11 protein-coding genes are annotated in these 12,176 nt (G+C 52.3%); 3 read left to right on the top strand and 8 right to left on the bottom strand.

What is annotated here, in order from left to right; all coding sequences use genetic code 11:
• Positions 1-254 precede the first annotated feature (254 nt).
• A complete protein-coding gene (locus tag KHS78_RS17410; RefSeq protein ID WP_211829848.1) occupies positions 255-1,907 on the top strand; it encodes an AMP-binding protein in 1,653 nt (550 codons plus the stop codon).
• Between the two features lie 82 nt (positions 1,908-1,989).
• On the opposite strand, the gene KHS78_RS17405 is transcribed toward KHS78_RS17410, so the two are convergent.
• From KHS78_RS17405 to KHS78_RS17375, 7 genes are all read right to left on the bottom strand, one after another.
• Positions 1,990-2,541, bottom strand: a complete 552-nt coding sequence (locus tag KHS78_RS17405) for a DUF3299 domain-containing protein (protein WP_211829847.1) — start codon at positions 2,539-2,541, stop codon at positions 1,990-1,992.
• Between the two features lie 12 nt (positions 2,542-2,553).
• Positions 2,554-3,816, bottom strand: a complete 1,263-nt coding sequence (locus tag KHS78_RS17400; protein WP_211829846.1) for an ABC transporter permease — start codon at positions 3,814-3,816, stop codon at positions 2,554-2,556.
• The gene (locus tag KHS78_RS17395) at positions 3,804-4,556 is read right to left on the bottom strand and encodes an ABC transporter ATP-binding protein (protein WP_211829845.1); all 753 of its coding nucleotides are present in this window, start codon (positions 4,554-4,556) and stop codon (positions 3,804-3,806) included. Before KHS78_RS17395 ends, KHS78_RS17400 begins: the two co-directional genes overlap by 13 nt.
• Positions 4,557-4,560: 4 nt before the next feature.
• The gene (locus KHS78_RS17390) at positions 4,561-5,103 is read right to left on the bottom strand and encodes a ZrgA family zinc uptake protein (RefSeq protein WP_211829844.1); all 543 of its coding nucleotides are present in this window, start codon (positions 5,101-5,103) and stop codon (positions 4,561-4,563) included.
• Positions 5,104-5,183: 80 nt separating this feature from the next.
• On the bottom strand, positions 5,184-5,489 hold the full coding sequence (locus tag KHS78_RS17385) for a DUF2607 family protein (protein WP_211829842.1): 306 nt from the start codon (positions 5,487-5,489) through the stop codon (positions 5,184-5,186).
• A gap of 90 nt (positions 5,490-5,579) precedes the next feature.
• A complete protein-coding gene (locus KHS78_RS17380; protein ID WP_211829841.1) occupies positions 5,580-5,882 on the bottom strand; it encodes a hypothetical protein in 303 nt (100 codons plus the stop codon).
• A gap of 89 nt (positions 5,883-5,971) precedes the next feature.
• The gene (locus KHS78_RS17375) at positions 5,972-6,388 is read right to left on the bottom strand and encodes a hypothetical protein (RefSeq protein WP_211829840.1); all 417 of its coding nucleotides are present in this window, start codon (positions 6,386-6,388) and stop codon (positions 5,972-5,974) included.
• Positions 6,389-6,693: 305 nt separating this feature from the next.
• Between KHS78_RS17375 and KHS78_RS17370 the strand changes: the two genes are divergently transcribed.
• A complete protein-coding gene (locus KHS78_RS17370; protein ID WP_211829839.1) occupies positions 6,694-8,769 on the top strand; it encodes a hypothetical protein in 2,076 nt (691 codons plus the stop codon).
• 213 nt (positions 8,770-8,982) lie between these two features.
• Positions 8,983-9,747, top strand: a complete 765-nt coding sequence (locus KHS78_RS17365; protein ID WP_211829838.1) for an NYN domain-containing protein — start codon at positions 8,983-8,985, stop codon at positions 9,745-9,747.
• Positions 9,748-9,757: 10 nt separating this feature from the next.
• On the opposite strand, the gene KHS78_RS17360 is transcribed toward KHS78_RS17365, so the two are convergent.
• Positions 9,758-12,163 carry a PqiB family protein gene (locus tag KHS78_RS17360; protein WP_211829837.1) on the bottom strand — a complete coding sequence of 802 codons (2,406 nt, stop codon included), beginning with the start codon at positions 12,161-12,163 and terminating at the stop codon, positions 9,758-9,760.
• Between the last annotated feature and the right edge of the window lie 13 nt (positions 12,164-12,176).

The raw sequence follows: 12,176 nt of genomic DNA, 5'->3' as shown, positions 1-12,176 counted from the left end.
TCCTGTTGTTTGCCCATATCTTCAGGTTAGTTCGGTCTGTGAGGGGGAGGAAATTCCCAAGGCAAGTGTTCTGGCAAAAGCCGGGGATGTGTCATTTTTCTGCAGCCTGCCCCCCGAATCGTTGATCATATTTGAACATCTCCTGCTATTTTGCATGCATCCGGTTTTTTCTCTGGGTAACAGTCGGGTATTGTCATACTCATGGATAGCAAAAAACGGATAACGTCAGCAACGCGACGACATGGAGACGCTCAATGCCGATAGTGCAGAAGACCCCTGTGCAAATGCTGGAGGAACAGGCAAAGCAGCAGGGGGAACGGGTTTTCCTACGCCAGCCCGTTAATCGAGAGTTGTGCGATTTCAGCTGGGAGGCAGTCAGAAAGATGACCCGCCTGCTGGCGGGAAGCTTACGTCAACTCGGCTTTTGTCCCGGCGATCGCATTGCGGTGTTGTCAAAAAATTGTGCCGAGTGGTTTATTACCGACTTGGCGCTGATGGCGGGCGGTTATATCAGTGTTCCCATCTATCCCACGGCCAATGCCGATACGATTCGCTATGTGCTCAAGCACAGTGGTGTAAAGGCGATCTTTGTCGGCAAGCTGGATGACTGGCCGGCTCAGGAAGCCGGGGTGTCGGGAGACCTGGTACGCCTCGCCATGCCTTACGACACCATGCCTGCCCAGTACCACTGGCAACAGCTGATGGAAATGGCGCCGCCGCTTGAGCCAAGCTATCCGGAGCCTGATGATGTGATGAGCATTATCTATACCTCCGGTTCCACGGGGAATCCCAAGGGAGCGGTACTGACCTATCGCAACTACAGCTGGGCGTCGCAGGCGGTTGCCCAGGACCTGGAGGCTGGAACCGAAGACAGGGTGATCTCCTACCTGCCGCTGGCCCATATCACTGAGCGTGTGTATATCGAAGGCGCCAGTCTATACAGCGGGCTGGTTGTCTATTTCGCAGAAAGCCTGGATACCTTCATTGAGGATGTGCAGGCTGCCAGTCCCACCCTGTTTATTTCCGTTCCCCGGTTATGGACGTTGTTCCAGAAAAACATTATCGACAAGGTTGGACATAACAAGCTGAACCTGCTTCTGCGATTGCCCATTATCGGGAAAATCGTTGCGGGCAAGATTCGTGCAGGTTTGGGGCTTCAGGATGCACGGATACTGGGATGTGGCTCTGCCCCGGTGTCACCGGTACTGCTGCGCTGGTATGAACAGGTCGGTATGCCACTCACTGAGGCCTGGGGCATGACGGAGAATGGTGCCTATGCCACCCTGAATTATCCCTTCCGGTCCGACAAGGTGGGTACGGTCGGCCGTCCGGGCATTGATTGTGAAGTGAAGACCGGTGACAACCAGGAGCTGCTGTTCAAAAGTCCGGGGTTGTTTAAGGAGTATTACAAGGACCCTGAAGCGACTGCGGCAGCCTTTACTGATGATGGTTTTTTTCATACCGGCGATCAGGCCGAGATCGATGCGAATAACTATGTCACCATCATCGGACGGGTTAAGGATACGTTCAAAACCGCCAAGGGTAAGTACGTCACCCCTGTACCGCTGGAGCGTAAGCTGGTGCAGAACCCGCTCATTGAACTGGTCTGTGTCATTGGTTCGGGGCTGCCTTATCCGGTGGCGCTGGTGCAGTTATCGGAAGGCGCCTCCGGTTTGCCGAAGGAACAGGTGACCCAATCCCTTCAGGAAACCTGCAAGGCCGTGAGTGCGCAAATGGAAAGTCATGCGACGCTCGGTGGTATTCTGGTGGTGCAGGAACCCTGGACGGTGGAAAACGATGTACTGACGCCGACATTGAAAATCAAACGGCAGGTACTGGATAAGCGTTACACCGACAAAGTGTCGGAGATGCGTAATGATCAGGTGCAGTGGGAATCGGATATCTAAAGGCTATTTTCTGCTATTCAACCTGAATGTAAATAAATAGGGGAGCCTTGCGGCTCCCCGTCATGCTCAGGCAGAGCATCTTTTACTGATACTCAATCACCTTGTTAGCCTTCATCGAATACATGGCATCACTGTATTCCGAGGTTTTCTTTTCAGTCTTCAGCTGACCGTATACCCAATAGGGGGTATAGGCGGTTTCCTGGTATTTGAGACCTTCCGGGAACGTCACATAGACAATCTGGTTGGGCGGTGGTGGTGGCACATGGATACAGGCGCCCATGGTGGGAACCAGCAGGAACTCAGTCGCCATCTGCTTTTTGTTCATGTTCAAAGGAACCAGGTAGCCCGGCACTTTGGCATAAACATTGTTGAGCTTATCCACCACCTTGCTGCCATGTTCCGTCATGTAGATCTGCATTTCGCCGAAAGGAATCTCATCGCGCTCATACCGTTCGAGAATTTTTTCATCAAACGGCGGCATCAGGTCGTTCCAGATCAGCTTTTGGGCCGTTTCCTGGTTTTTTGCCGGCGCACTTTCAGCCGCTGCCAGCAGGCCTGGCTGCAAAAGCAACAGGCTGACCAGCAAGCAGGCTTTCTTGAGATGGCGCAAGGGTATCAGGGCGTGTGGCATCATTATTTTCCTTTGTTATACCCGGATCGTCAGACCGTCAGCCAGGGAATTCCGGTAAGCACGCAGTGCAGGGAACAAGCCCAGCAGCAGTGCTGTCGTGATGATCGCAATCATCAGTCCCAGCTCAAACAGGCCTGGCAGGCTGATGGTCAGATGCAGTCCCAGCCAGCTCTGGGCCAGAGGCTGGGCAGCGAACAGCAGTCCGTACAGCAACAGGTTGCCCAGCAGGCAGCCGGCCAGTGCATAGAACAGTGACTCGAACATCAACAGGAAAAAGATATGGCCGGGCCGGGCGCCGACAGAACGCAGGATGGCCATCTCCCGTCGTCTTTCATTTAGGGATGTCAATATGGCTGTCAGCATGCCGGTCAGCCCGGCCAATACTACCAAAGCGGCAACACCCAGTAGAGCCTTTTCTGCGACGCCAACCAGTTGCCAGAGCTGTTGAAGGGCGACGCCGGGCAATACCGCCAGCAGGGCTTCCTGGGGATATTCATTGATCAGCCGCTGAAGCCGGAAGGTGGCCATACGTGATTTCAGGCCCACATAAAAGGCGGTGATCGCTTCAGGTTCCAGCGACAGGTTGCGCGCCTTGTCCGCCGATACGGTCAGCCCTGGAATGGGCGGAGCGCCATTGTGCCAGTCTACATGCAGCGCTTCTATTCCCTGCAGCGAGATAAGAATGACCCGATCCATCGGTGTGCCGGTTCGTTGCAGGATACCGCTGATCCGGAAAGGTTTGTCGTCGTGATTCTGCAGGCTGACCATTTCAACGCCATGGGCGAGCGTGATGCCCTGTCCTGTCGTATAGCCCAGTTCCGCGGCGACATCGGCCCCTATGACCGCATCGTAAAGATCGGAAAAGGCCTTGCCATGGGCAAAGACAAGCGGTTGATCGCCGGCATGGCGAAAATGCTCGAACATTGCCGTATTGGTGCCCACGACCCGGTAACCGCGATGGGAGTCACCCAGTGATACCGGGATCGTCCAGTCAACGGCTGGATCGCTGGCGATGTCCTCCCAGGTTTCCCGGGAGATATTGTTGGTCGCATCGCCAATATGGAACACCGAATACAGTAGCAGGTTTATGCCGCTGCTACGGGCGCCCACGATCAGGTCGGTGCCGGAGATAGTGTTGGTGAAGCTGTTCTTGGCTTCAACCCGGATACGTTCCACCCCCAGCAGCAAGGCAACACTGATGGCAATGGAAACCACGGTCAGTAGTGCGGTGATACGGCGGTTCAGAATACTCCGACAGGCAAGCTTCAGCAGTGACATACGGCGTCCTCCTGCATGGCGGCAGCCTCTGTTACGGCCGCGTGGTTGAGTCCTGCCAGTGACAGGCTGCGGTCGAACAAATGTTCCAGACCAGCGTCGTGGCTGACAAACAGCAGGGTGCTGCCGGCCGCTTCACACTCCTTGAACAGCAGGCGGATGAACGCTTCCCGGGTATCGGAATCCAGTGCCGACGTCGGTTCATCGGCAATCAGGATTTCCGGACGACCAATCAACGCGCGTGCAGCGGCGACCCGTTGTTGCTGCCCAATACTCAGGGCTGTGACCGGGCGGGCCAGTAATGCCGGGTCGGACAGTCCCAGCTGTGCCAGCAGTCGTACCGCCTCCTCGTTGCCGGATTGACCTGCTGCTGCCAGTTTTTGCCGGCGTACCGGGGAAAAGCCCAGGGGCAGCAGCACATTTTCCAATACCGACAGATAGGGAATCAGGTTGAACATCTGAAAGATGAAACCGACATGGTTGGCTCGGAAGCGATCCCGCGCTGCGGGCGAGAGCGGATTGATCGGCGTGCCGAGCAGGGAAACATGTCCCCGCTCAGGCACCAGTACGCCGCCAATCAGCCCCAGCAGCGTGGTTTTTCCACTGCCGCTGGGTCCCTTGAGGAAGACCTTTTCTCCCGGTGTGACGGTTAATGCCGGAATATCCAGCACCGGCTGGCCTGGCTGCCAGCTGAACAGGAGATCATCCAGCTGAACAGGCGGTGTCGTTGGTAAGACCGTCATTGGCTTAGAACCGGAGCACAGGTTTGTCGCGTTTGAGGGTTGCCGACATCTGACCTTTATCGGTCAGCGCCTGCACTGTCAGTGATTCGCTGTTGGCAAAGCGTTCAAATAACCGGGCTTCGATCTGTGTCAGGGCTTTCGGGTCGTTGCACTCAAAGACCTGACTGACGGTGAAGTCCAGATGGCTGTCATGGTCATGGTGGTGACCATGATCATCGTCGTGATGCGCTTCGGCACTATGACCTGCCTTGGTACTGAGTAGTGTGCATTGGGCGGAGGTCGGTAGCTGCCACATGGAGGCTTGTTGCAGGCGTTCAATGGCCTGATCAACCTGCTGCTCCCGCTCCGGGCTGGTAATGCTTTCGAAGCCGACAATGTCATGACCGGGGATGGTCATTTCAATATGCAGCAGCTTGCCTTCCACCGCCAGGTTCAGTTGTCCGGCACCGTGCACGTGCGCGCCATGATGACGTGACGTTTCGGCCGCAACAGGCATGGAAATAAAGAGAATAGCTGCCATAGTGCGGCAGATCGTTCGCTGGTTCATGGTATTTTCCCGTCGTACAGTCGCGCGGTTATCTCATGCGCATACTGAAGTGAAATTGTGTCAGTTGTGTGTTGATGGATTCACTCAAAAACGACAGGAGGCGCTCGAATACGGTGCAGGGTTTCATGCTGTTCGGCGAGCCGGAGCATGACAGGCTCAACAACAACGGTGTAGCTGGGGATATGCAGCGACAGGCTCGAACTATTCAGTATCGAGGGTGACGATGCCTGGTGGCAGAGGCTGCAGTCCGTGTGCCATTCAGGCAGAAGGTCGCCATCGTGAGCGTGAGCATTACCCAGAACAGACCAGCACAACAGTACGCCCACAAGCATCATGATGATGGTGGTGTGCCTGGGGCTGGATGTGATTGTGCTGGGAACGTACATCGAACGGGATGGATCCGCTGGAAATGGAACTGTTATGTTATAACACTTTTAGTGCGCTGAAAATCGTAGACTGATAAGGCGTGACGGTATTCATTCCATGTTATCGAGCTCACTGTCCTCCACTTCGAGAAATTTCCCTGTGACCACCTGTCCTTTGACCCGGTTGCAGTACCAATTGTAAAAGGGGTAGGCGATCAGGGCAGACATCACCCCGCCAATACCACTGAGAAACGGCGTGAAAAACATCACAACCAACCAGGCCGCAGGGTTGGCTACGGCCTTGGAGGTGAATACCCCGAGGAGTCCCCAGAACAGCCCGCTGCCAAAGCCGACGATGAAACTGAGCGAGCAGAGTGATCCAAGGGAAAGTTCCATACGGTAGGTTTTCAGCATGCGTCCCTCTCCTTTTAGTGCCTTCCTGGCGGCTTGTCTTCTCAATTTATCTCAGCATAAAAGACACCGCTCTGCGAGTCTTCTTATACTCAGAGCCTCCACGGTTTGAGGAACTGACGGTACTTATCCGTGAGTTGGGGGAATGTGTATAGACCTTGCTGCTGCCAGGAAGTTGTATTTGTGATAGCTGAGGTTTGGCAGGCAAAAGCCAGTACATCGTCGTGGGGATACACATACCAGTAGCCTCGCTCATAAAAGGCAATCGACAGGTTTTGGTGTTCAAGGTGTGATGCAAGCGTCAGGCGGGATTTCAACAGAATGGAGAGTTGAGGGGGTCCGCTATGGTGATGGGCAATAAAATCCACAGATTCGTTGTTTGCCAGCAGCCCTTGACTAAAAAAACCATAATTGGCTAATGCGGCAGACACTTTGTGGTGATTATATTGTCGCTTATAAATCTTAGTGAGTTTGTCAAAATCAATACGTCCAAATTGTACGTTGTTCATTATTTTTTATCAGGTTCTATTTTTATGCTGGTTTCCAAATGCTATCGAATAATCATAGTCGTTAAAATGGTCGTTCGAGAAATATAATAAATGTTGGATTGATAAAAAATATTGTCATAACGGCATGCCAATATTTTTACTATAAAAGCACTGTCTTATGATTATTGTCATGAAAACTAGACGTTGTGTGAACAGTCTTTAATCCCTCACGATTAACGCTGCTTCTTTTAATTCTGTACTCCTTTTCAGGAGGGTTCGCGATGAGATGTTTCTCTTTCCGATGGCTCTATGTGTACAGCTTAATAATGGTATTTTCTGCAACCGTCAGAGCTGATCTGCCTTATGTCAGCCCGCAGCAGACTTACGAAGAGATTATGACGGGGTTGTCTCCCGATCTGGATTCCGCCGATATAACGCCCTGGCAGCACCCGGCTGAAGAAATTACAGAAAAGACCATTGAAGGCATTTGGGAAACAATACAGACAAAAGTCCCTTTTACGTTTAGCTCAAAACCCATTTCGATTGCATCAGGGCTGAAAACGGTACTTGAAAAAATATACAGTTTTCTGGGGCCGATTCTTGAAGAGTATGATATCGAACATAACAATGTGACTGAATACAGTAATATGCTTCCAGTGACGTTTGGTAAGGGGGCTTTCGAAATTATTGCCTATGATCCTTATTCTACCAAGGATCGGTTATCTCCTAGCCCAATTTCTACCACGGAAGCACCTTTATTCCGGGTGAAAATGTATCCTGAATTTGCAGCGAACGAAGCTTCTGAATTTGTGCTTAAAAATCTGGAGGTATTAAGGCTAAGTTCAAAGCCAACGTCGCAAAATATGATTATTGAGTTTTATACGACGAATGACGACACGCTGGTCGATAAATTGCACCTGCCTGCGAGAATGGCGAATGATCAGTTTGGTGCCTGCCTCACCAAGGCCAAAGGTCGCAGTTATATAAATTATCAAAAACAGCATCCCTACAGTTATGCACGGGAGCCGGGACGTCACAAGACTCGCTGTACCTGGAATAATCGCGCGCCAAACTGTGCGGTATCCAACAGCTGGGTGTTGCTGAATGTCATTGATCCCCTTTGGCCCAAGACATCCTTTAATACCAGTTTTACCCATCAGACTTGGGAAAGTATGACGGATGACCAACGGGCCTATTATGGTCCCATGATGTGGCAGAACACGACCGCCATCAGCAAGTCTGAAATCAGCCCGATGGATCCGGATTACCAGCTGAAACTCTGGCGTGATCCGGAATGGTTACTGCGTTCTGATCATATGTTTGTTTATGGCAATAACTACTACAACGATTTTGCTCACAATGGTCAGGTTATTGTCGAGACCGATGACCATGGCTATAAAAAACCGAATCAGGGCATCCGGTTTGGTGATGATGGGAAAGCCTATTATCAGGTTTATGTTCCCCGCAATGGTCAGTATGAATTGACGCTGGCTTTCAGTCATGAAACGGCGGCGGCGCTAACGGTTCGCAGTGCGCTGGATAAAAGCATCATTTTCAGTACCGAAGCACCGGCCCCCGAGGACGGTCTGAAGCATCTCAAGGTTTCTGTGCCGAGAGAAATTGATCTTCAACAGGGTCTTCTGTACGTCAGTGTTGAAGGCAACCATCTTGACTACCACTACATGTTGCTGAGTTATGTTGGCAACCGTGAAGAGGAACGGTACGAATACCTTGAAACACAGCGTGACCTGATTCGGCGAGAGGTGGTCAGTGCGATTGCCCATATTGAAGAGCATACGACGACTCGTGATGAAATCGGTGACAGTATTGAATCTACCCGTTTTACCCTGCAACATCTGGTCAAGCGGCGTTATGAGGAACTCAAAGCTCGGGAATACTCACCGTCAGAGCCCTTGATGCAGGAGATTCGTCGCTTTATCAAGCAGCTTGAAGACCGCATAGCAAAAGCACAGCGAGACTATGACCAGTACCCGGATGATACCGAGATTCTGATTCAGGGCGCTGATGTGGTCAGGAGTAATGATTATGTCAAACTGCGCGGTAATGAAGCGCTCTTTATTGGTGAAAGCCTGTTTGAAGGCAAGATTGGCGATGCGTCGTATAAGGTGACGATTCCCAGAAGTGGTTATTATCGGACTGAATACGTTATTTCTACCTATGATGTTGGCGCCAGCATCAATGTACAGGACGAGAATAACCGGACGTTCTACAGTACACGTTTGCCCAGAACCTCTGACAGCATTTTCTCCCCACGGTATGAGGCCATTACCAGCGATGATGCCCGTGAGTATTTTGAGGCGGGTGATACGATCATCAACATCTGGTGTACGAATGGACGGTTTACCCTGCAGAAGTTCAAGCTAACCTTTGATGGCGCGTAAGGTGCGCAAATATCGATAAATATGTGCCATGCTGACAATGGCAAGCAGTAAAAACGTACTTTGTCGTTTGTCATTGTCTGCTCAGGTATTAAAGCGGTTTTTACACCAATACTGCTCACCCAGATATGGGTTTTTCCTGCATTCATCACATTTGTACATTGAAACTGGCGCCGTTATTTGCCAGTCTGAAGTGGTTAACATGCAGTGGAGAGCATGATGAAAACCACAGGCAAGGAGCGCCGGATTCCTGTAGAGAATGATGGTGTTGCCGTTCTGTTTGATGCGGAAAATATATCCCCCCGCAGTACGTCGATGGTCGTTGAACAGGCCCGGCAGTATGGCGTGAAGCCCATTCTTCGCGCTTATGCAGACTTTTCCCGAGGGCATACCAAAGGTTGGGAGCAACCCGCCCTGAAGTACGGTATCCGGACAATTCATCAATTCAGCTACCGTTCTGGCAACAGTAGCAGTGACTTCCTGATGATGTACGATGCATTTAAGCTACTACACAGTGGTAAAGTCGGTATTTTTCTGGTGGTCACTAACGATGGGGATTTTTTAACCCCCATACAGTTGATTCGTCAGTCTGGTGGTTATGTGCATGGCTTTGCTGACCGGGGAAAGGTCAAGAATGAGCTGGTTCGTGCCTGTGACACATTTTCATTTATACCGGGAGACAGTTTGGGGCCCATGGAGCTGGAGCAGGAAGGCAATACGATTCCTGTGCCGGTAACCCGTGAACTGGTGCAGGCCTGTGAACAGCTAGACCCCAGTAATGGTTGGATTTCCCTTTCCCGTCTGGGACAGCACGCACGTATCCCTCTCAGGGGAACAGGTTATCGGTTTCGTAACCTGTCACGTCTGATTCGTGCCTGTGGTGCATTTGAAACGGATGCTGAGAGGGGGCACCAGTTTTTACGACTGGTGAATGGAACCAATATTGAGGAGTTATTGGATCAGGCGTCATCGGACGCCTGATCGCTGGGGATTATGCACCCGGTGTGTCGATAAATTCACTTTCCTGGGCATGGACAGAGGTATCTTGTCCTTTCTCTTTGCGGCGTTTGGCCAGCTTGATGGCAGGTTTCCATTCCAGCCACTTCGGATCAGCCTTTTCATACAGTTTGAAACGCATACCGGGTTTAACCGGTGTGGCAGCTGCTGCAGGTGTCGCGAAGGCAATGCCACCTGCGAGAAGGCTTTCCAGCGACTCTGTACGAATTTTGGCGCCACTGAATAAACCGACATCAACGTCTATACCACTGGCATTCCAGAACCGGGTGTCAGGGGTAACCAGGGGTGCATAATGATCGTCTATCGTCAGGAAAATAATGACATGATCGGCCGGGTTGCCGAGACGATAGCCTGATACTTCACCCACCTGGATTTCCCGGTAATACACCGGGTTTCCTTTCGCGATGGAGCCCAGGCGGTCTGATACCAGTTTGATTTTCAGGCCTGTCAGGCCATTGCCTTGAACCGGGGGACGATTGCGGGCAACAAATTCCGTTTTTTCTGGCGTCACCTTATCGGCAGGGTCTACCTGAATGTACTGGCCTTTGATCAGTGTATCCAGGTTCGCCGTACGGGCCAGCCCCAGTTCAGGCTTGACCAGCCAGAACCGCGCGCCTTCGCGGGCCAGCCAGCGGTTGTCGTTGTAGATCAGGGTATCGGCGACAATGGTGGACTGATCGGGATCCGCGATGTCATGATCCAGTCTAACCCGCTTCACTTCACCCACTTCCATGCCCCGGAATTTCAGCGGAGTGCCCGCTTTCAGTCCTTCCCCGGAATCAAACCGGATTCGCACCATCAGGCCCGTCTCCATGGCTTCCTGTTCGGTGTCGTACAGCGTGAAGCGTTGACCATGTTTGACTGTGGGTGCTTTGACTGAGGGCGTAGCCAACCCGATGCCGCCATTCATCAGTGTGGCGAGCGTGCCCGTGTTGATGCTCAAACCGGATAGATCGCCTTTGATGTGAATACCACTCAGGTTCCAGAAGCGACTGTCTTGATTGACCAGATGAGCGAACTCGGGACGAATGAAAATTGCAATCCGGATACCACTGTTATCGGATGCCAGTGAATATTGCTGCACGGAACCGATCTGGATCTGACGATACAAAACCGGGCTTCCAACACTGACACCTGCCAGAGTTGGGGCTTCCAGTGTCAGGTGAAGACCGGGCGCATTGGGGCTGATCGGAGGACGTTTGTCGAGCCCTACGAATGTACGACGTTGTTTGTTGGCTTCCACATCCTTGAGATTCACGTCCATGCTGATGTAGGGGCCGCTGAGTAGTGCGTCCAGGCCCGATACGCCTTCCATGGACAACTGCGGTTCCACAACCCAGAAGCGGGTGCCTTCAACCAGGGCCGGTTCGGCGCGAGGGTCCATGTAAATGCGAGCGGTAATCTGACTCAGGTTTTCTGAAATATCGACAGACTCCACCATGCCGATTTCAAACCCCATGAACATGACCTTGGTGCGTCCTTCCTCCAGGCGAACACCGGTGGGGAAGGTGATTTCAACCGGAATGCCAGTGCGTGCATTGTCATAGTCATCGTAGAGGGTAAACAGCGCACCATTATGACCCGGTGGTTGTTCGGGTTCATGTTCGGGCGTGCTGAAGGCAATGCCGCCCTTGATAATGCTGAGTACCGACTGGGTGCGAACCTTGAGGCTGGACAGTCCACCGGACACTTCGACGCCGCCAGCATTCCAGAACCGGGTATTCATTCGTACCAGGTGGGTATAGGCTGGCCGAACAAATACCTGAATATCGACGTGCTGGTTATCAGCGCTCAGGTTGTAACCGATCACTTCACCGACCTGTAAACGACGGTAGTAAACCGGGCTGCCCTGGGTGACCGAGTTCAGATTATTGGTTCGCAGGGTAAAACGCAGGCCATCAGGATCCTGGATGGCGGGTGGCTCTTCTTCTGCAACGTAAACCTTTTTGCTTTTTTCCGTACTTTTGCCCGGTAAAAAGCCGATATAGTTGCCAGAGAATAGGGTGTCCAGCCCACTGATGCCCGCCATCGATACGGTTGGCTTGACCATCCAGAACTCGGCGCTGGTAGTGAGATAAGGCGTCATTTGCCGACTCATCTCAATATGTACGTTGACGCCTTTCAGGTCAGGCAGCAGGACAAGGTCCTTGACCTTTCCGACAGCCAGTCCGTTATAGACAACCTGTGTCTTGCCGGGTTCCAGCCCCTCAGCATCGGGAAACTGAACGGTGATAATGACACCGCCTTCCATAAACGCACGCCATGCCAGCCACAGGCCGATCATCAGGGCGATCAGCGGCAGCAGCCATATGGTCGATAGCCGACGCTTGGGGGTAATGATATCCGGCTCCTGCAGTATGGGCTTGTCGATATCAGTCATGCGATGTGTTTTC

It is taken from the genome of Kistimonas asteriae (genome assembly GCF_018263925.1).
In the GTDB taxonomy this organism is placed as follows: Bacteria; Pseudomonadota; Gammaproteobacteria; order Pseudomonadales; family Endozoicomonadaceae; genus Kistimonas; species Kistimonas asteriae.
The sequence above is the reverse complement of the archived record's forward strand: the minus strand, read 5'-3'. Positions and strand labels throughout refer to the sequence as shown.

Coding starts and splice junctions, on each gene's coding strand:
- KHS78_RS17400 (WP_211829846.1), bottom strand. CDS start 3,816: ATGTCACTGCTGAAGCTTGCCTGTCGGAGTATTCTGAACCGCCGTATC.
- KHS78_RS17405 (WP_211829847.1), bottom strand. CDS start 2,541: ATGATGCCACACGCCCTGATACCCTTGCGCCATCTCAAGAAAGCCTGC.
- KHS78_RS17390 (WP_211829844.1), bottom strand. CDS start 5,103: ATGAACCAGCGAACGATCTGCCGCACTATGGCAGCTATTCTCTTTATT.
- KHS78_RS17380 (WP_211829841.1), bottom strand. CDS start 5,882: ATGCTGAAAACCTACCGTATGGAACTTTCCCTTGGATCACTCTGCTCG.
- KHS78_RS17370 (WP_211829839.1), top strand. CDS start 6,694: ATGGTATTTTCTGCAACCGTCAGAGCTGATCTGCCTTATGTCAGCCCG.
- KHS78_RS17410 (WP_211829848.1), top strand. CDS start 255: ATGCCGATAGTGCAGAAGACCCCTGTGCAAATGCTGGAGGAACAGGCA.
- KHS78_RS17360 (WP_211829837.1), bottom strand. CDS start 12,163: ATGACTGATATCGACAAGCCCATACTGCAGGAGCCGGATATCATTACC.
- KHS78_RS17375 (WP_211829840.1), bottom strand. CDS start 6,388: ATGAACAACGTACAATTTGGACGTATTGATTTTGACAAACTCACTAAG.
- KHS78_RS17385 (WP_211829842.1), bottom strand. CDS start 5,489: ATGTACGTTCCCAGCACAATCACATCCAGCCCCAGGCACACCACCATC.
- KHS78_RS17395 (WP_211829845.1), bottom strand. CDS start 4,556: ATGACGGTCTTACCAACGACACCGCCTGTTCAGCTGGATGATCTCCTG.
- KHS78_RS17365 (WP_211829838.1), top strand. CDS start 8,983: ATGATGAAAACCACAGGCAAGGAGCGCCGGATTCCTGTAGAGAATGAT.